The organism is Stenotrophomonas sp. 24(2023) (assembly GCF_030913365.1).
GTDB lineage: Bacteria > Pseudomonadota > Gammaproteobacteria > Xanthomonadales > Xanthomonadaceae > Stenotrophomonas.
The window spans coordinates 1242213-1260873 of sequence record NZ_CP133160.1 but is presented as its reverse complement, the minus strand read 5'-3'; the positions used below and the strand labels follow the sequence as shown (position 1 = coordinate 1260873).

Genomic DNA, 18661 nt, shown 5'->3' with positions numbered 1-18661 from the left:
GTGCTTACTGCGACTTGAGCTGGATGGCGGGAGTGACCTGCATGGCGCGCCAGGCGGGCAGGAAGCCGGCGGCGAGGCTGGCCAGCAGGGTCAGGCCGATGGCCAGCAGCAGCATGCTGCTGTCCAGGTGGGCCAGCTGCGCGTAGTCCACCGGCTGCTGGCGCACGGCATACAGGCCGAGCAGGGCCAGGCCGATGCCGAGCACGCCGCCGACCACGCCCACCGCACCGGCCTCGACCAGGCACTGCAGGAAGATCTGGCCACGGCTGGCGCCCAGGGCGCGGCGCACGCCGATCTCGCCGCTGCGGCGCAGGAACTTGGCCAGCAGCAGGCCGACCGTGTTGACCAGGCACACGCCCAGGAAGCCCAGCGCCAGCCACATCTGCAGGCGCACGTCGTTGGGCACCGCGCCCTTGAAGTCCAGCCACTGCATCACGTTGAGCAGCTTGACGTTGGAGGGGCGTTCGAAACGGCCGGCCTGGTGCTGCTGGGCCGAGTAGTTGGCCAGGTACTGGCGGTAGTCTTCGGCCTTGGACGGGTCCATTTCGGCCCAGTACTGCAGCCACGAGCACGGCGCATTGAGCGCATAGCTGTTGGTGTTCGGGTTTTCGCCGAAGCAGTTGATGTTGCCGTTGCTGCCCATTTCCAGGTCGATCGAGGTGGAGATCGGCATGTAGATGTCTTCATCCTTGCCGAAGTTGCCGGTGGTCACGTCGAAGAAGTGCGGCTCCGGATTCCATTCCCTGGTGACGCCGACGATGCGCAGGGTCTGGCCGGCCACGCGCAGGTCGCGGCCGACGCTGTTCTCGCCCTGGAACAGCTTGTCGTTCAGCGCCTTGGACAGCACGATCACACGCGCACGTGCATCGTCATCGGCCCGCGTCCAGGGCTGCCCGTACTGCATCGGCACCTCGAACATCGGGAAGAAATCGGCCGAGGTCCAGCGCGTGTCCACCGAGAACGGCTTGAGCGTGCTGTTGCCGGGTTCGATGGTGGCACCGCCGGCGCTCATCATCGCCTGCCGTTCGGCACGCGCATCGCGCAGCAGCGCTTCGGCATCGAAGCGTGTCATCTGCTCTTCCGGCTCATCGCCGAGCACATAGCCACCGCGTGGGCGCGGGTCGATCTGCACGTAGAACAGGCGGTCGCTCTTGCTCGGGATCGGGTCGCCGGACAGCACATGGAACACGGTCAGGGTGGTCATGGACGCACCGATGCCCAGCGCGATGGCGATCACCATCAGCGCGGTGAGGATCTTGTTGCGGCGGAAACTGCGTACCGCCAGTCGGGCGTAGTAGGCGAACATGGGCGTGACCTCACTCGTTGACGGCAGCGACGCGGCGCGGGGTGGCCAGCACCGGTTCGCGCACCAGGTCGGTGACCTGGCCATCGACGATGTGCACGTTGCGCTGCGCGCGCGCGGCCAGTTCCGGATCATGGGTGACCATGACGATGGTGGTGCCGGCGGCGTTGATCTCCTCCAGCAGTTCCATCACGCCACGTGCCATCTGCGTGTCCAGGTTGCCGGTCGGTTCGTCGGCCAGCAGCAGGCGCGGGCTGCCGGCCAGGGCGCGGGCGATGGCCGCACGCTGCTGCTGGCCGCCGGACAGTTCATTGGGGTAGTGCTTCATGCGCGAGCCCAGGCCGACCTGGCTCAGGGCCTTCTCGATGCGCTCGCGGCGCTCGGCCGCGCTCATGCCACGGTAGCGCAGCGGCACGTCGACGTTGTCGAACAGGTTCAGGTCGGGAATCAGGTTGAAGCCCTGGAAGATGAAGCCGATCTTCTGGTTGCGCAGGCGGCTGCGTGCATCGTCGCCGAGCTTGCTGACGTCCTGGCCGTCGAGCATGTAGGTGCCGCTGGTGAAGGTTTCCAGCAGGCCGGCGATGTTCAGGAAGGTGGTCTTGCCCGAACCGGACGGGCCGGTGACGGCCACGAATTCGCCTTCCTTCACCTGCAGCTCCAGCGAACGCAGGGCATGGGTTTCCACCTGCTCGGTGCGGAACACCTTGGCGACCGAACGCATTTCAAGCATGTACATGGGATGTCCTCTCTCTCGTAAGTCGTGTTCGTTGGGGTCAGTTGACGGTCACGCGTTCGGCGTCCTTGAACAGGTCGCTGCCGGAGACCACGATGCGGTCACCCGCCTGCAGCCCGGACTTGATTTCCACTTCACCCAGGCTGGTCACGCCCAGCTCGGCCTGGCGGCGCACCGCAGTGCGGCCATCCATCACATAGACGATGCCGTTGCCCTGTTCGACGAACGGGCCACGCTCGACCTTCAGTACGTTCTTGCGGGTATCGAGCAGCACGCGCACCGACATGCGCTGGCTCTGGCGCAGGCCCTCCGGCTGCTTGTCGGCGAAGCGCACGCGGGCATTGACCTCGCCGTTGACCACTTCCGGCGACACCGCGCTGATCTCGCCCGGGAACGGCTGGCCGCTGCCGCTGGTCAGCTGCGCAGGCATGCCGATGGCCAGGTCGCGGGCGAAGCTTTCCGGCACCTTGATCTCGATTTCGAACTTGGACAGGTCCACCACGCCCAGCACCGGCGCGTTGGCCGCCAGGTTGGTGTGCTGGATCGCCTGCACCTGGCCGACCTGGCCGTCGAACGGGGCGCGCAGGGTCAGCGCATCCACCTGGCGCTGCACTTCGGCCACCACGGCCTTCTGGCGGTCGGCCAGCAGGCGCTTGTTGCGGGCATCCAGGTCAGCGCCCTGACCCTGCAGGCGCGCGTCGGTGCTGGCATTGGCCAGGGTGATGTCGGCCTTTTTCAGGGTGTCCTTGGCCTTGGCCAGGTCGATCTGCGGCACCGCACCGCCGTCATAGCCACGCTGGTAGCGCTGCAGGTCACGCTCGGCGGCCTGGCGTTCGATGCTGGCCTGGTCGGTTTCCTTGCGCGACTTGGCGCGGGCCAGGGTGGCATCGAGCGCGGCGCGGCTGGCTTCGGCTTCCAGGCCGGCCAGGGTGGCCTGTTCCTGGGCCAGCTTGCTGCGCAGCTCCGGGCTGTCGATGACCGCCAGCTCCTGGTCCTTCTTCACCACGTCACCGGCGACCACCTTCAGGTCCACCGTGCCGGCGGAGATCGCGTACAGCACCGGGCTGTTGGCGGCGATGACGCGGCCGTCGGCGGCGATGTCACGCACCAGGTCGCCGCGCTGCACCTCGGCGATGCGCACGCGGCTGCTGTCGAAGGAGCGGCTGGCATTGAGCCAGCCGTGCACGGCCCAGCCGATGCCCAGCAGGACGACGACGGTGGCCAGGGCCGGCCAGCGGTAGCGGTGCCATGCTGCCGGCGCACGGCCGGTGGCGCTGGCGGTGGAAACGATCTGGTCCTGGGCGGAGGTGTCGCGGATCATCGAGGGATGCCTGGTGGTTGCGCTCAAGTTGCCCAGTACCAAGCAGGGAACGTGCCAACTTTTATGCCCTGTAATTTCAATGGGTTGTGAATCCGCGTCGCCTGTCCGGGTGTCCGCGGACACCGCAGCGGACACTTTCGTTAAGCGGACAGGGGGGCGCTGGCGGACACGCGGGCTAGAATGCGGGCACTCCTTTTGACGGAACTGCTGGCATGTGTGGAATCGTGGGCGCGATCGCGGATCGTGACGTGGTACCTGTCCTGATCGATGGACTGAAGCGACTGGAATACCGCGGGTACGATTCTTCCGGCATCGCCGTGGTCGACCAGCGGGAAGTGCGCCGCGTGCGGCGTACCGGGCGTGTTTCGGAAATGGCGACCGCCGCGCAGGCCGAAGGCTTCAACGCCGTGCTGGGCATCGGCCACACGCGCTGGGCCACCCATGGCGGCGTGACCGAAGCCAATGCCCATCCGCATATCAGCCAGGGCGTGGCGCTGGTGCACAACGGCATCATCGAGAACCACGAAGAGCAGCGCGAGAAGCTGACCGCGCTGGGCTACACCTTCGAGTCGCAGACCGATACCGAAGTCATCGCGCACCTGATCCACCACCACCTGGCCGGCGGCGACGACCTGCTGGGCGCGCTGCAGCGCACGGTGAAGGAGCTGACCGGCGCCTACGCACTGGCCGTGATGAGCCGCGCCGAGCCGGACCATTTCGTCTGCGCGCGCATGGGCTGCCCGCTGCTGGTCGGCCTGGGTGAAGGCGAGAACTTCGTGGCGTCGGACGTGTCGGCCATCATCTCGGCCACCCGCAAGGTCATCTTCCTGGAAGAGGGCGACACCGTGGACGTGCGCCGCGACGGCGTGCAGGTCTTCGATGGCAACGACCAGCCGGTGGTGCGCGACCTGCACCTGTCCGACGTGTCGCTGGCCTCGCTGGAGCTGGGCCCGTACCGCCACTTCATGCAGAAGGAAATCCACGAACAGCCGCGCGCGCTGGGTGACACCATCGAAGCGGCGATCGACGCCGGTGGCTTCCCGGCCGAGCTGTTCGGCAAGAACGCCCATGCCGTGCTGTCGGGCATCGAGGGCGTGCAGATCCTGGCGTGCGGCACCAGCTACTACGCCGGCATGACCGCGCGCTACTGGATCGAAGCCATCGCCGGCCTGCCGTGCACCGTGGATATCGCCAGCGAGTACCGCTACCGCGCCGCCTATGCGAACCCCAAGCACCTGATCGTCACCATTTCCCAGTCCGGCGAAACGCTGGATACGATGGAAGCGTTGAAGTACGCCAAGTCGCTGGGCCACAAGCACACCCTGTCGATCTGCAACGTGCCGGAAAGCGCGATTCCGCGTGCCAGCGAACTGGTCTGCTACACCCGTGCCGGTGCCGAGATCGGCGTGGCCTCGACCAAGGCCTTCACCACCCAGCTGGCCGCGCTGTTCCAGCTGACCGTGGTGCTGGGCAAGCTGCATGGCCGCATCGATGAAGCGCAGGAAGCCGATTACCTGGAGCAGCTGCGCTTCCTGCCGGGCAGCGTGCAGCATGCGCTGAACCTGGAGCCGCAGATTGCCGCCTGGGCCGAGCAGTTCGCGCGCAAGTCCAACGCGCTGTTCCTGGGCCGTGGCCTGCACTACCCGATCGCGCTGGAAGGCTCGCTCAAGCTCAAGGAAATCTCCTACATCCATGCCGAGGCCTACCCGGCCGGCGAGCTGAAGCACGGCCCGCTGGCGCTGGTGGACGAGCAGATGCCGGTGGTGGTGATCGCCCCGAACGACAGCCTGCTGGAGAAGGTGAAATCCAACATGCAGGAAGTGCGCGCGCGTGGGGGCGAGCTGTTCGTGTTCGCCGACCAGGACAGCAACTTCCATGAATCGGCCGGTGTGCATGTCATCCGTACGCCGCGCCATGCCGGCGTGCTCAGCCCGATCGTGCACACGATTCCGGTGCAGCTGCTGGCCTACCACACCGCGCTGGCGCGCGGCACCGACGTGGACAAGCCGCGCAACCTGGCCAAGAGCGTGACGGTGGAATGATCGCCGCGCGGCAGGGACAGTGTCATTTTCGACGCTGCCCCTGCCGTTTGACGCAGCCTCAGCTGCAGGGCGCGGACCGTGCGCTGCTGCCGCCGACATCAAGCCAACGGTTGGGGTGAATGATGTGGTACTGCGCGCACGCAATTTTCTACTACCGGTACGACGGGCAGGATTCCTATCCTGTACATGAGAATGTCTACCTGATCTCTGCGCCAGCGGAGGAACAGGCAATGCGTGCGGCCGCTGCCATTGCTGCCGAATACGAGCAGTTGGGTGGGGATAGCCAGCTGGAGATCGACGGGCGGAAAGCGGAATACGTTTTTGCCGGCGTGAGAAAGCTGATCTCCATCGAATCCGGCGTGGAAGACTTTGGCGTGGATGCCGCCTCGGGGGTCGAAGTGACCTATTCCGCTTTCGACGTCGAGAGCCTTGCGGATGTACTGAGCCTTGCGTCTGGCGATCCGGTTGCGGTTGTGTATCGCGAGTAGACCGGTTTCCGCTAGGCTGGCACTGCCATCGTTCATCGCCACCGCGTAGAGGTCCCCATGCTCTGGATGCTGCTTGCCGCCGCTGCAACGTCTCCTGCAGCACCTGCCCCCCATACCGATGCCGGCTATGCGCAGGCGCGTGACGTGGCCTGGCGCGAGGAAGCCAGCCTGGATGCGGCCGCGTCGACGATCATGATCGGCAATCTGGGCGAGGCCGGCGGCAAGGCGTTGCAGGTTTGCCTACCCAAGCGCACCGAGCGCGTGCCGCCGGTGTTTACCGTGGTGCTGCAGCTCGACGCACGCGGCAAGGTCGGCAAAGCCTGGGGGCAGGGCGAACCGGCGCTGGTGGCCTGCATGAAGCACGAACTCACCGGCAAGACCGTCTTCGCGCCCCCGCAGGCGCCGTTCCACGTGGCCTTCGAGCTGCTGCCCGACGACGTGGAATAAGGGCCGGGCCCGGGCGTCGCCGGACCGGAGTGTGAAGGGCCGCCAACAGTGGGCGGCCGATGGGCCTTATCGACCCCCGCCGGAGGGCCTTGAGCGTGTTTTCCCGGTGCCATTCAGCCTCGGTTTTCTTCCTGGTGCCATTCTCTGGATCGTCAGCCGGTTCCCGCGACGAACCGTCCCAGAAATGCCGACGACCGGTGCTGGGGGCAGTCGTAGAATCGAATTGACCGAGGACGCCGCAGGTCATCTGCAACGGCCCTCGTTCGCGATGCAGCACTTCGTTCGCCGAAGGGAAACCCGAGACAGCGACGTGTAACAGACGTGCGCTGGACGGTCCGTCGCCAGGGTGGGGGCGAATCGGAGGGGCACACTTTCGACTTCAGTAGCCTGTACCAGGAAACAAGAATGAACGTCCGCGAACTCCTGCAATCCAAGAAAGAAGCCATCGTCACCATCGATGTGGAAGACACGATCGGCGCTGCCGCGCACAAGATGAGCGCGCACAAGATCGCTGCCCTGGTGGTGGTGAAGGACGATGCCCCCGTGCGTATCATTTCCGAGAAGGACATCGTGCGTACCCTGGCCGACGATGGCCCGCAGGCCGGGCGCCGCGTGATCGCGACGCTGCCCTCGGCCGGCCTGGAAGGCATCGCCCCGGAAGCCACCCTCAAGCAGGCGATGGCGCTGATGACGTACTCGCGTCACCGCCACCTGATGGTCACCGAAGAATCGCGCCTGGTCGGCATCATCAGCCTGGGCGACATCGTCAAGAACCTGCTGAGCGAGCTGGAACTGGAAAAGGCGGTGCTGCAGGACATCTACATGGCCGCGCACTGAGCGCCACCTGCGGATGAAACGAAGCCGGGCATCGCCCGGCTTCTGCGTTCAAGGCGCTGGCGCGTTCAGAACGTGACCTTCACCGAATCGGCGCTGTAGTGTGCCGGGCCGTGGTAGACCACTTCGATGTTGTTGCCATCCGGGTCGAGCACGAACGCGCCGTAGTAGCCGGGATGGTAGGGGCGCTCGCCCGGTGCGCCGTTGTCGGTGCCACCGGCGGCCAGCGCGGCGACGTGAAACGCATCGACCGTGGCCGCATCGCGGGCCTGGAAGGCCAGGTGGTGGCGGCCGGTCAGCCGGCCGGCGGCGGCCTCGCTGCTGGCGCTGGAAACAAACAGCTCATCGGCCCAGAAGAAATCCGGCCCTTCGCCACCCAGCGGTATGCCGATGACATCGAAGACCGCCTGGTAGAAGCGGCGGCTGGCCGCCAGGTCGGCGACCACCAGCTGCAGGTGGTCGATCAGGCGGCCGCGGTGCAGTTCCATCGTTTCCATGCCTACCTCGTGAACAGGGGACAGCGCGGATCCACGCGCGTGTCCGGCAGCATGCCAGACCCGGCGTGCAGGCGCCGTCCCCCGCCGGGGTCAGGCGTTGGCGATGATTTCCACCCAGTAGCCGTCCGGGTCCTTGATGAAGGCCAGGTTCTTCATGCGGCCGTCGGTCAGGCGCTTCTGGTAGGCCACGCCCAGGTCGTCAAAGCGCTTGCAGGCCGCCTCGATGTCCGGCACCGACACGCAGATGTGGCCGAAGCCGCGCGGATCGCTGTTGCCGTCGTGGTAGACCGGGCCGTCCTGGGTTTCGGTGCCGTGGTTGTGGGTCAGCTCCAGCACGCCCGGCAGGCCGGCCATCCATAGGCGGCGGGCGGCATCGTCTTCCGGCACGGCCACGCCGGCCGGCACGTAGGCCAGGAAGTACAGGCTGAACTGGGCCTCCGGGAAGTCGCGCTTGTCGATCAGCTGGTAGCCCAGCACGCGGGTGTAGAAGTCCAGCGAGGCAGCACTGTCCTTCACGCGCAGCATGGTGTGGTTGAACACGAAACCGGCGGTTTCGGCCGGGGCCTGGGCGGTCACGCCGGGCACATCGCGCAGGGCGGGCAGGGTCATGGGGGAACCTTGGGGGAAAGGGCCATCAGTGGCCGGACGGGCCATTGTAGCGGCGGGCAGCTGACGGGACGGCGACGTACAATGGCGCAACGACCGTTCTGTCCGGACCACATTCCGCCATGTCCCAGCGTGAATGGGTGGCCGCTGCCATCCGCAAGATCGAAGCCGATTTCAACCGCTCCGCCGACACCCACCTGATTCCACTGGCGCTGCCCGGGTTCGATGGCATCGATGCCTACCTGAAGGATGAATCCAGCCACCCCACCGGCAGCCTCAAGCACCGGCTGGCGCGTTCGCTGTTCCTGTATGCGCTGGCCAATGGCTGGCTGCGCGAGGGGCGGCCGGTGATCGAAGCATCCAGCGGTTCCACGGCCGTATCCGAAGCCTACTTCGCCCGCCTGCTGGGCCTGCCGTTCATTGCCGTGATGCCGGCGACCACCTCGCCGGAGAAGATCGCCGCGATCGAGTTCCATGGTGGCCGCTGCCATCTGGTCGAGCGGGCGTGCGACCTGAACTGCGATTCGGAAAAGCTGGCCCGCCAGACCGGCGGCCACTTCATGGACCAGTTCACCTATGCCGAGCGGGCCACCGACTGGCGGGCCAACAACAACATCGCCGAATCGATCTTCAAGCAGATGGCCGAAGAACCCAGCCCGGTGCCGGAATGGATCGTCTGCAGCCCCGGCACCGGTGGCACCGCGGCCACGCTGGGCCGTTACGTGAGCTACCGCCGCCATGACACGCGCATCCTGTGCGCGGACCCGGAAATCTCGGTGTTCTTCGAAGGTTACCGCGCTGCGGTGGCCGGTGCGCCATGGCGCGAGCTGACCTGCGAAGGGGGCTCGCGGGTGGAGGGCATCGGCCGGCCGCGGGTGGAGTCGAGCTTCATTCCCACCTGCGTGGATGCGATGGTGAAGGTGCCCGATGCCCTGAGCCTGGCCGCGATGCGCCATGTCAGCCGCCAGCTGGGCCGCCGCGTGGGGGGCTCCACCGGCACCAACTTCATCGGCGTGCTGCAGGCGGCGCAGTGGATGCGGGCGGCCGGGCGTACCGGCAGCATCGTCAGCATCCTGTGCGATGCCGGCGAGCGCTATGCGCACAGCTATTACGATCCGGCCTGGTATGCCCGCCAGGGCATCGATGTGGAGGCTGCCGATGCGCAGCTGGCTGCCGCCGTGGCCGGGCAGGGGCTGCCGGTGCTGCCGACCTGCAGCCTGGAAGGCCTCTGAGCGGAACATCCCGCACTGGGCGCGGTCGTCGACCGGCCGCCGACGCTGCCGCCGTCCCGCCTAATACCCCGCGGCCACGAACGCATCGACCACCGCGTCGCGCAGGCTGTCGGGCAGGGCCTCGATGTCCATCGCGCGATCGTCCAGGTGCAGGCGCGGGTCCAGCCCGGTGGCGCGGCCCTGGGCCAGTGCCTGCAGCCACAGCAGCAGGCAGATCACGAATTCGCGCTCATGGCCCGGGTGCAGCTGGCTGGCGCCGCGTTCGATCACTTCGTACGGGTACCACACCTGGTCATCGCTGAAATGGCCGGCCTGGCGTTGCAGGCGCTGCAGCTGGTCCAGGTGGCGCCCGGCATCGTCGCCGGCGTCGCACAGTGCAGCGATCCAGGCCAGCTCGACGGCGCTGGCCGACAAGGCCAGGCCCAGCGTGGGGGGAACAGACGCAAACGCATCCATGTGATGCCTCCAGGCATGTCCTGTTGCGGCTCCCCCGCGCGGCCAGCTTCAGCGGGATGACGTAAGGCCCGCGTGAACGTGTGGGCCGTCCCCCTTGCGCGGGCGCGCCGGCAGTGCCATATCCAGCCTATTCCCCCGATCCACCGTTGCTGGAGATGCCCGTGACCGCTGCCAACCCCCTGCTCGATTTTTCCGGCCTGCCGCGCTTCGATGCGATCCGCCCCGAGCACATCGGCCCGGCGCTGGATGCCCTGTTGGCCCAGGCCGAGGCGGCCGTGAAGGCGGCCGAGCAGGTGCAGCCGGTGCGCTGGGATACCTTCGTTGCGCCGCTGGACGATGCGACCGAGCGCCTGTGGCGGGCCTGGGGCCAGGTGGGCCACCTGCAGGGCGTGGTCAACACGCCGGAACTGCGTGAGGCCTACAACCAGAACCTGCCGCGGGTGACCCGCTTTGCCAGTGCGCTGGGCCAGAACCTGGCGCTGTTCCGCCAGTACCAGGCGCTGGCGGCCAGCCCGGAAGCGGCCGGCTACGATGACGCACGCCGCAAGGTGCTGGACAACACCCTGCGCGACTTCCGCCTGGGCGGCGCGGAGCTGGCGCCCGCCGAGCAGGCGCGCTTCAGCGCCATCAAGGAAGAACTGTCGTCGCTGTCGGCAACCTTCTCGCAGAACGTGCTCGATGCCACCGATGCGTGGTCGCTGCAGGTGCAGGACCCGGCGCGCCTGGCCGGCCTGCCCGAGGACGTGAAGGCGGCGGCGCGCGCGGCCGCGGAAAAACAGGGCAGCGAAGGCTGGATGCTGACCCTGCAGATGCCGTGCTACCTGCCGGTGCAGACCTATGCCGAGGACCGCGACCTGCGCGAGATCCTCTACCGTGCCAGCGCGCAGCGCGCGTCTGAATTCGGCGATGACGGGCTGGACAACAGCGGCAACATCGACCGCATTCTTGCGCTGCGTGCCGAGCTGGCCGCGTTGCTGGGCTTTGCCTCGTATGCCGAGTATTCGGTGGCCACCAAGATGGCGCGGGACCCGGCCGAAGTGCTCGGCTTCCTGCGCGACCTGGCCGCACGTGCCAAGCCGTTCGCCGGCAAGGACCGCGCCGAGCTGGAGCAGTTCGCCCGCGAGCAGCTGGGGCTGGACACGCTGCAGGCCTGGGACCTGGCCTTCGCTGCCGACAAGCTGCGCCAGGCGCGCTACAGCTACTCCGAGCAGGAAGTGAAGCAGTACTTCACCGAGCCGAAGGTGCTGGCCGGACTGTTCTCGGTCATCGCGCAGCTGTACGGCCTGCAGGTGCAGCCCGACCAGGCCCCGGTCTGGCAGGAGGACGTGCGCTTCTTCCGCCTGGTCGATGCGCAGGGGGCGCTGGTGGGCCAGTTCTACCTGGACCTGTACGCACGCCCGGGCAAGCGTGGCGGCGCGTGGATGGACGATTGCCGCAACCGCCGGGTGTTCGCCGATGGCCGCGTGCAGACGCCGCTGGTGTACCTGGTGTGCAACTTCGGGCGTGGCGCCGAGGGCAAGCCGGCCACTTTCAGCCACAACGAAGTGACCACGCTGTTCCATGAAATGGGCCATGGCCTGCACCAGCTGCTGACCCGGATCGGCGAACTGGGCGTGGCCGGCATCAATGGCGTGGAGTGGGATGCGGTGGAACTGCCCAGCCAGTTCATGGAGAACTTCTGCTGGGAATGGGGCCACCTGCAGGGCATGACCGCGCACGTGGACAGTGGCGAGCCGCTGCCGCGCGCGCTGTACGAGCGCATGCTGGCCGCGCGCAACTTCCACAGCGGCATGGCGACCGTGCGCCAGTTGGAATTCGGCCTGTTCGACATGCTGCTGCACAGCCAGTTCGAACCGGCCCAGGACAGCGTGCTGGCGCTGCTGGACCGCGTGCGCGCCGAGGTGGCGGTGAACCACCCGCCGGCCTGGAACCGCTTCCCGCACCAGTTCAGCCATATCTTCGCCGGTGGCTACGCAGCGGGGTACTACAGCTACAAGTGGGCCGAAGTACTCAGCGCCGATGCCTATGCCGCGTTCGAGGAGGCGCCGGGCGCGCTGGCCGAGACCGGCAAGCGTTTCCGCGATGAAGTGCTGGGGCGGGGGGGCAGCCGCAGCGCGGCGGAAAACTTCCAGGCGTTCCGTGGGCGCGCGCCGCAGATCGATGCGTTGCTGCGCCATTCGGGCATGGCCTGAGCCAGCGCATGCGGGGGCATGTGCCAACCCTGGTTGGCACATGACCGTCATCCACGCAGGGCGTGGATCTACTTTCCCACCGCCCGTGGCGTGGATGAGGTGCCGGTTACTCGGCGTAGATCATCTTGCGGGTCATGCCGCCGTCCACGACGAAATCCTGGCCGGTGGTGAAGCCGGACAGCGATGACAGCAGGTACACCGCCAGCGCGCCGATGTCCTCGGGCTGGCCGACGCGGCCCACCGGGTGCTGGGCATGGTCGGTGGCGGACAGGGCCGGCGTGCGCCGGCGCGAGGGCGCCTGCCAGGCGGCGGTGCTGATCCAGCCGGGGCTGATGCTGTTGACCCGCACGACCGGGCCGGCGCTGATGGCCAGCGCGTGGGTGAAGGCCAGCAGGCCGCCCTTGGCCGCCGCGTAGGCTTCGCTGTCCGGTTCGGACTGCCGCGCGCGGGTGGAGGCCACGTTGATGATCGCACCGGCACCGCTGTCGATCAGCGCCGGCAGCGCATGCTTGCTGCACAGGAACGCGCCGTGCAGCGACGACAACCGCCGCTGCCATTCATCGATCGTCATCTGCGCCAGCGGCGTGCCGTGCGGTGCGGCGATGCCGGCATTGTTGACCAGGCCGTCGAGGCGGCCGAAGCGCTGCAGGGCCACGTCGATGAAGGCGCGCACGCTGTCTTCGTCCGCGATGTCCAGGCGTTCGAACACGGCGTCCTGCCCACGCTGCCAGTCGGCCAGGCAGGCGTTGCCGGCCTCCACGTCCAGATCACCGATGACCACCCGGCCCCCGGCCCCCAGCACCGCCTGGGCGATGCCGCGGCCCACGCCGTTGGCGCCGCCGGTCACCAGCACCACCTTGCCGTCCAGCGGCGTGGCCGGCCAGGCGGCGATGCCGGGCACGGCGGTCATGACTGGTCCTGCCCGCGCAGGCGGCGGAACCAGCCTTCCACGCCGATCCGGTCCAGGGTCTGGATGTTGCGCTCGACGATCACGTCCGGGTCCGGGAAGGCTTCCACCGCCCGGGCCACGCTGTCTTCGCGCAGCAGGTGCAGGGTGGGGTAGGGCGCGCGGTTGGTGTAGTTGCTGGCGTCGTCGGCGGACACGCCATCGAACTGGTAGTCCGGATGGAAGCTGGCCACCTGCAGGATGCCCTGCAGGTCCAGCGCCTCGATCGCCGCATCGGCATTGTCGAGGAAATCGTTGTAGTCCAGGAAATCGGCCAGCACGTGCGGGTGCACGATCAGCGTGGTATCGATCTGCTCGGCGGGAGTGTCGCGCAGCAGCACCAGTTCCTCGGCCAGTTCCTCCACCAGGGCTTCGGGCGTGGTGGCGTCGCTGAGCACGAAGCGCACCTGTTCCTTCACGTACACGGCCTTGGCGAACGGGCACAGGTTCAGGCCGATGACGATGCGTTCCAGCCACTGGCGGGTGGCGAGGATCGGATCTTCGGCCGGCGTGCCGTCGGGGGACATGCTGTCGGCGGGGAGAGCGGAATCGGTCATGGCGGGCACGTCGGCTGGCAGGGCCGCCATTGTAGGCGCGTCGCTGGCAACGCGCCGTCGTGCCGCTGTCGCGGGCAGTGCCGGGCCTTGCCCGGCGGCGCCGTCAGTCGCGGAAGTTGTTGAACTGCAGCGGCAGCTCGAACTTGCCGGCCTTGAGCACGGCAATGGCGTCCTGCAGATCGTCGCGCTTCTTGCCCTGCACGCGCAGCTTGTCGCCGTTGATCTGGCTTTCCACCTTCAGCTTGGCGTCCTTCAGCGCCGCGGCGATCTTCTTGGCGACCTTCTGCTCGATGCCCTGCTTGACGGTGATCTTCTGCCGGGCCTGGGCCAGGTTGGTCTCGATGTCGCCGAACTCCAGGCTCAGCACGTCGATGCCACGGGCGGCCAGGCGCGCGCGCAGGATGTCGTTCATCTGCTTGAGCTGGAACTCGGTCGGCGCGCTCTGGGTGATGACATCGCCGTCGCGCTCGAACTTCGCTTCCACGCCCTTGAAGTCGAAGCGGGTCGCCAGTTCGCGGTTGGCCTGGTCGATGGCGTTGGTCAGCTCGTGGGTGTCGACTTCGGACACAACGTCGAAGGACGGCATGGGGGCATCTCCTGGAATGGTGTGCACCCATTCTACCCAGTGGTGGACGCCGCGCCGGGGCCGGCGATAATGGGCCATGAACGTGCAACGCTCCCCGTCGCGCGCGGTGGCCTGGATGGTCGCCGCTGTGGCCTGCTTCTCGCTGATGGATGCGGGCATGAAGCAGCTTTCCACGACCTATCCCTCCCTGCAGGTCACCTTCCTGCGCGGTGCGGCATCGCTGCCGTTCGTGCTGGTCTGGGTACTGGCCAGCGCCGGGCCGCGCTCGCTGGTGCCGCGCCGCTGGGGGCTGCACCTGCTGCGCGGTGCACTGGGCATGGTCATGATCGGCTGCTTCGTGTTCGCCCTGCGCGACCTGCCGCTGTCCACCGCCTACAGCATCTACTTCGTGGCCCCGCTGCTGATCGCCGCGCTGTCGGTGCCGCTGCTGGGCGAGCGGGTGGGCCCGCGCCGCTGGGTGGCCATCGGCATCGGCCTGCTGGGCGTGATCGTGGTGCTGCGTCCCGGCGTGGACGGCTTCATCTCCATTCCCGGGCTGATGGTGCTGGCCGCGGCCACGGCCTATGCCATCGCCGCGATCACCGTCAGCCTGCTCACCCGCACCGATACCTCGCAGTCGATGGTGGTCTGGTTCCTGGTCATCATGGCCGTGGGGGCCGGGCTGCTGGCGCTGCCGGACTGGGTGCCGCTGCAGTGGGCGCATGCGCCGCTGATCGCCGGCATGGGCCTGGCCGGGGCGCTGGGCCAGATCGCCTTGACCCGGGCCTTCCAGCTGGGCGAGGCGTCGATGATCGCGCCGCTGGAATACACCGGCCTGGTCTGGGTGATCGGCTGGGACCTGGCCTTCTGGGGCCAGCTGCCCGATGCCTACACCTGGGTGGGGGCGGCGATCATCGTGGCCTCCGGCCTGTACCTGCTGCACCGCGAACGGGTGAACCGGGTGCAGCCGCCGGCGCCGCTGGACCACCCCTGACCGGCCGGGGGCGGCGTGGCCCGGCAGGGCCGCTGCCCGCGTGAGAACGCCCGGGCGGCGCCTTAGAACCAAAAGGAATAACATTCCGGTGCAGGGTGCGAGCGCGCGAGCGCCTGCGCTGGTAGGCTGCACGCCCCTTTCTCCCCCCGCCGGTGAGCTGTCCCCGTGATCCAGTTCCAGCGCCTGCACAAATCCTATGCCGTGGCCGGCCGCGCCGTCAGCGCCCTGCAGCCGCTGGACCTGAGCATCCAGGCCGGCGAGGTATTCGGCATCATCGGCCACTCCGGCGCCGGCAAGTCGACCCTGATCCGCATGATCAACCGGCTGGAGGAGCCCTCCGGCGGCCAGCTGCTGATCGACGGCGAGGACATCACCCGGCTCGATGATGAAGGCCTGCGGGGCCTGCGCCGCCGCATCGGCATGATCTTCCAGCACTTCAACCTGCTGTCCGCGCGCACGGTGGCCGGCAACGTGGCCTTCCCGCTGGAACTGGCCGGCACGCCGCGTGCGGAGATCGACGCGCGCGTGGCCGAGCTGCTGCAGACCGTCGGCCTGGAAGCGCATGCACAGAAGTACCCGGCGCAGCTTTCCGGTGGCCAGAAGCAGCGCGTGGGCATCGCCCGGGCGCTGGCCACCCGCCCGCAGATCCTGCTGTGCGATGAAGCCACCAGCGCGCTGGACCCGCAGACCACCGCGTCGGTGCTGGCGCTGCTGTCGAAGATCAACCGCGAGCTGGGCCTGACCATCGTGCTGATCACCCACGAGATGGATGTGATCCGCCGGGTGTGCGACCGGGTGGCCGTGCTCGATGCCGGCCAGCTGGTCGAAACCGGCCCGGTCACCCAGGTGTTCCTGCACCCGCAGCACCCGACCACGCGCCGCTTCGTCAGTGAATCCGAACACGTGGACGAAGGCACCCTGCACCGTGATTTCGATGCCGTCGGGGGCCGCATCGTGCGCCTGACCTTCCTGGGCGGCGATACCTATGAACCCCTGCTGGGCAGCGTTGCCCGGCAGACCGGGGTGGACTACAACATCCTGTCCGGCCGTATCGACCGGATCAAGGACACCCCTTATGGCCAGCTGGTCGTTGCCCTGGTGGGTGGGGACCAGAATGCCGCGCAGGCGGCCTTCGTCGCCGCTGGCGTGCATGTGGAGGAACTGCGTCGATGATGATGGCCACCACCGGCGGGTTCTTCCGCCACCTTGATGCGGGCAAGTGGGCCGATATCGGCCAGGCCACCGTCGATACCCTGCTGATGCTGGCCGGCTCGCTGCCGTTGACGCTGGCCATCGGCCTGCCGCTGGGCGTGCTGCTGTACCTGTTCGGTGCGCCCCAGATGCGCCGCCGCCCCGTCGCCTACGGCGTGCTGGCGCTGCTGGTGAACCTGCTGCGTTCGGTGCCCTTCATCATCCTGATGATCGTGCTGATCCCGGTCACGCTGTTCCTGATGGGCACTTCGCTGGGCGTGCGTGGCGCGATCGTGCCGCTGGTCATCGGTGCGGCCCCGTTCTACGCACGGCTGGTGGAAACCGCGCTGCGCGAAGTGGACCGCGGCGTGATCGAAGCAACCCAGGCGATGGGCGCCACGCCCTGGCAGCTGGTCACCCGTGTGCTGCTGCCCGAAGCGCGCCCGGGCCTGATTGCCGGTGCCACGGTGACCACCGTGGCGCTGATCGGCTTCACCGCAATGGGCGGTGCGATCGGCTCCGGTGGCCTGGGCGACCTGGCCTTCCGCGATGGCTACCAGCGTTCGCACACCGATGTGGCGCTGGTGACCGTGGTGCTGCTGCTGGTGCTGGTGCAGCTGCTGCAGATGCTCGGCGACCGCCTGGTCGCGCATTACACCCGCAAGTAGGCCGGTGACGCGTGCCTGCGCTTGGGCGGGCACGCTCTGATTGGAAACCTGGATCGCCAAAGCGGAACTGGCGGCGCGCTTCTGGGTTTGATGTATTCCGTTTTGCGTAATACGTTCGGCGTAATGATCCGATCATTCCGCTGCAAGCACACCCGTGCACTGTTCGAAGCAAGCTGCCCGCGCCACTGGCTGCCGCTGCGGCGAGTGGCCGAACGCAAGCTGCAACTGCTGGATTCCGCGCAGACGCCTGCGCAGCCCGCCGGGAAACCGTCTGGAGACGTTGTCCGGTCGCCGCTCGGGACAGTACAGCCTGCGCATCAACGATCAGTGGCGCATCTGCTTCATCTGGTCCAACGGCGGTGTCGAGGCCGTGGAAATCGTCGCCTACCATTGAGGTGCCGCCATGGCTGCAATCCATAACCGCATGCGGGCCATCCACCCCGGCGAGGTGCTGCGTGAGGAGTTCCTGCTGCCGCTGGCGTTGAGTGTGAATGCGCTGGCACGCGCGCTGGATGTGCCGGCGACGCGGTTGCATGCCATCGTCCATGGCGACCGTGCCATTACCGCTGACACGGCCGCGCGCCTGGCGCGTCATTTCGGTGGCGATGCCGCTTCATGGCTGGCCCTGCAGGCCGCGTACGACCTGAAGACGCTGCCGACGCAGCGGGAAATCGAACAGCGCGTGCAGCCGCGGGCGGCCTGAGCGGCCCGGGGCATCGCCCCTTTGGCAGGGGCGTTGTGACTCAGCGCTTGTTGGGCACTTCAAAGCCCAGCTTGTCCACCTGCTCGGGGTGCTGCGGCACGCGCTTGAGCTTGTCGGTGTTCACGCCGTATTCGTCGCGCAGGCGGGTGGCCAGCTCCTTGTACAGGTCGCGGTCCATGTCCGGCTTGCGGGCGAAGATCCAGGCCATTTCCCGCCCCGGGTACCCGATCAGGGCCCAGGAATAGTCCGGGGCGACTTCCAGCACCCGCGAATGGGTCGGCACCACGCGGTAGAACCAGGTCCGCCAGGCGTGGTTGCCGCTGTCGGCATCGACGCTGGCGCGCGCGCGGACTTCCTGTTCCGGCTCGCCGAAGCCATCCCGGTAGCGGTAGGTGATGGATACCTTCTGCGCATCGCGCAGCTGGTACTCGTTGACGCTGGCCACATGCCCGCGTTCGACGAAGTTGGGCACGCGGCCGATCACGTACCAGGTGCCCATGAAGCGCTTCAGGTCCACCGGCGCATCCGGATCGCCGCGCTGGGTGGTATCGGTGCGGCTGGGCGGCGGTTCGACGGCGGCCACGGCCGGGCCGGCAAGGACGGCAGCCAGCAGGGCGGCGCAGATCGGGCGGATCGGGGTCATGCTGCAGCTGGCTCCAGAAGGCGTGCCCCAGCATGGTCGAATGGCCGCGATGGATCCGTCAATGGTCGTCGCATGCGATGGCATGCCGATGCGGCACCGTGCCGCGGCCGGCGGTGTTCCACGCGTTGCCGGCCCGGCTGATCCACGGCCGCGCTGGCCGCTGCACCGGTGGGGGGGGCGCTATGCCTGTGGCCCTGGCCGGGCCGGCGGCCTGACCTTCGACACGGGGGCGGCAGGGGAACG

Annotated in this window: 20 protein-coding genes and 1 pseudogene; 11 read left to right on the top strand and 10 right to left on the bottom strand. The window is 67.8% G+C overall.

Annotated features, from left to right (window positions below; all coding sequences use genetic code 11):
* Positions 1-4 precede the first annotated feature (4 nt).
* From Q9R17_RS05560 to Q9R17_RS05550, 3 genes are read right to left on the bottom strand one after another with little or no spacing between them, the layout of a single operon-like run.
* Positions 5-1306, bottom strand: a complete 1302-nt coding sequence (locus Q9R17_RS05560) for an ABC transporter permease (protein ID WP_308157441.1) — start codon at positions 1304-1306, stop codon at positions 5-7.
* A gap of 10 nt (positions 1307-1316) precedes the next feature.
* Positions 1317-2039 (bottom strand): ABC transporter ATP-binding protein, encoded by a 723-nt coding sequence (locus Q9R17_RS05555; RefSeq protein ID WP_308157440.1) that lies wholly within the window; start codon positions 2037-2039, stop codon positions 1317-1319.
* Positions 2040-2076: 37 nt separating this feature from the next.
* Complete coding sequence (locus tag Q9R17_RS05550; protein ID WP_308157439.1) at positions 2077-3357, bottom strand: efflux RND transporter periplasmic adaptor subunit; 1281 nt, start codon at positions 3355-3357, stop codon at positions 2077-2079.
* 212 nt (positions 3358-3569) lie between these two features.
* Here Q9R17_RS05550 and glmS point away from each other — a divergent pair, with 212 nt between their 5' ends.
* The 4 genes from glmS to Q9R17_RS05530 all read left to right on the top strand — a co-directional run bounded on the left by glmS (position 3570) and on the right by Q9R17_RS05530 (position 7171).
* Positions 3570-5399 (top strand): glutamine--fructose-6-phosphate transaminase (isomerizing), encoded by a 1830-nt coding sequence (glmS, locus tag Q9R17_RS05545; protein ID WP_308157438.1) that lies wholly within the window; start codon positions 3570-3572, stop codon positions 5397-5399.
* Positions 5400-5518: 119 nt separating this feature from the next.
* Positions 5519-5887: a DUF4288 domain-containing protein gene (locus Q9R17_RS05540; RefSeq protein ID WP_308157437.1), complete on the top strand. Its 369-nt coding sequence runs from the start codon at positions 5519-5521 to the stop codon at positions 5885-5887.
* Between the two features lie 57 nt (positions 5888-5944).
* Positions 5945-6334 carry a hypothetical protein gene (locus Q9R17_RS05535; protein ID WP_308157436.1) on the top strand — a complete coding sequence of 130 codons (390 nt, stop codon included), beginning with the start codon at positions 5945-5947 and terminating at the stop codon, positions 6332-6334.
* Between the two features lie 405 nt (positions 6335-6739).
* Entirely contained in the window at positions 6740-7171 is a 432-nt protein-coding gene (locus Q9R17_RS05530) for a CBS domain-containing protein (RefSeq protein ID WP_308157435.1), read from the top strand.
* Between the two features lie 65 nt (positions 7172-7236).
* Here the strand turns inward: Q9R17_RS05530 and Q9R17_RS05525 are convergent, their stop codons facing one another.
* A complete protein-coding gene (locus tag Q9R17_RS05525) occupies positions 7237-7665 on the bottom strand; it encodes a VOC family protein (protein WP_308157434.1) in 429 nt (142 codons plus the stop codon).
* Between the two features lie 90 nt (positions 7666-7755).
* Positions 7756-8274: a lactoylglutathione lyase gene (gene gloA / locus Q9R17_RS05520; protein ID WP_308157433.1), complete on the bottom strand. Its 519-nt coding sequence runs from the start codon at positions 8272-8274 to the stop codon at positions 7756-7758.
* Positions 8275-8393: 119 nt separating this feature from the next.
* Here gloA and Q9R17_RS05515 point away from each other — a divergent pair, with 119 nt between their 5' ends.
* Complete coding sequence (locus Q9R17_RS05515) at positions 8394-9503, top strand: PLP-dependent cysteine synthase family protein (RefSeq protein WP_308157432.1); 1110 nt, start codon at positions 8394-8396, stop codon at positions 9501-9503.
* 60 nt (positions 9504-9563) lie between these two features.
* On the opposite strand, the gene Q9R17_RS05510 is transcribed toward Q9R17_RS05515, so the two are convergent.
* Positions 9564-9959, bottom strand: a complete 396-nt coding sequence (locus Q9R17_RS05510; RefSeq protein WP_308157431.1) for a hypothetical protein — start codon at positions 9957-9959, stop codon at positions 9564-9566.
* Between the two features lie 155 nt (positions 9960-10114).
* Between Q9R17_RS05510 and Q9R17_RS05505 the strand changes: the two genes are divergently transcribed.
* Complete coding sequence (locus tag Q9R17_RS05505) at positions 10115-12151, top strand: M3 family metallopeptidase (RefSeq protein WP_308157430.1); 2037 nt, start codon at positions 10115-10117, stop codon at positions 12149-12151.
* Positions 12152-12257: 106 nt separating this feature from the next.
* On the opposite strand, the gene Q9R17_RS05500 is transcribed toward Q9R17_RS05505, so the two are convergent.
* From Q9R17_RS05500 to Q9R17_RS05490, 3 genes are all read right to left on the bottom strand, one after another.
* Complete coding sequence (locus tag Q9R17_RS05500; protein ID WP_308157429.1) at positions 12258-13061, bottom strand: SDR family oxidoreductase; 804 nt, start codon at positions 13059-13061, stop codon at positions 12258-12260.
* A complete protein-coding gene (locus tag Q9R17_RS05495; RefSeq protein WP_308157428.1) occupies positions 13058-13654 on the bottom strand; it encodes a DUF1415 domain-containing protein in 597 nt (198 codons plus the stop codon). Before Q9R17_RS05495 ends, Q9R17_RS05500 begins: the two co-directional genes overlap by 4 nt.
* Before the next feature lie 103 nt (positions 13655-13757).
* Positions 13758-14240 (bottom strand): YajQ family cyclic di-GMP-binding protein, encoded by a 483-nt coding sequence (locus tag Q9R17_RS05490; RefSeq protein WP_308157427.1) that lies wholly within the window; start codon positions 14238-14240, stop codon positions 13758-13760.
* Between the two features lie 76 nt (positions 14241-14316).
* Between Q9R17_RS05490 and Q9R17_RS05485 the strand changes: the two genes are divergently transcribed.
* The 5 genes and pseudogenes from Q9R17_RS05485 to Q9R17_RS05465 all read left to right on the top strand — a co-directional run bounded on the left by Q9R17_RS05485 (position 14317) and on the right by Q9R17_RS05465 (position 17775).
* On the top strand, positions 14317-15213 hold the full coding sequence (locus tag Q9R17_RS05485; protein ID WP_308157426.1) for a DMT family transporter: 897 nt from the start codon (positions 14317-14319) through the stop codon (positions 15211-15213).
* Between the two features lie 165 nt (positions 15214-15378).
* A complete protein-coding gene (locus Q9R17_RS05480) occupies positions 15379-16386 on the top strand; it encodes a methionine ABC transporter ATP-binding protein (protein WP_308157425.1) in 1008 nt (335 codons plus the stop codon).
* Positions 16383-17072, top strand: coding sequence for a methionine ABC transporter permease (locus Q9R17_RS05475; RefSeq protein ID WP_308157424.1), 690 nt, complete (start codon positions 16383-16385; stop codon positions 17070-17072). Before Q9R17_RS05480 ends, Q9R17_RS05475 begins: the two co-directional genes overlap by 4 nt.
* Positions 17073-17195: 123 nt before the next feature.
* Positions 17196-17466: pseudogene (locus Q9R17_RS05470) on the top strand (type II toxin-antitoxin system RelE/ParE family toxin).
* A 9-nt stretch (positions 17467-17475) separates the two neighbouring features.
* The gene (locus Q9R17_RS05465) at positions 17476-17775 is read left to right on the top strand and encodes a HigA family addiction module antitoxin (RefSeq protein WP_308157423.1); all 300 of its coding nucleotides are present in this window, start codon (positions 17476-17478) and stop codon (positions 17773-17775) included.
* Positions 17776-17815: 40 nt separating this feature from the next.
* Here Q9R17_RS05465 and Q9R17_RS05460 read toward each other — a convergent pair whose 3' ends face one another.
* The gene (locus Q9R17_RS05460; RefSeq protein ID WP_308157422.1) at positions 17816-18418 is read right to left on the bottom strand and encodes a lipocalin family protein; all 603 of its coding nucleotides are present in this window, start codon (positions 18416-18418) and stop codon (positions 17816-17818) included.
* Positions 18419-18661 lie beyond the last annotated feature (243 nt).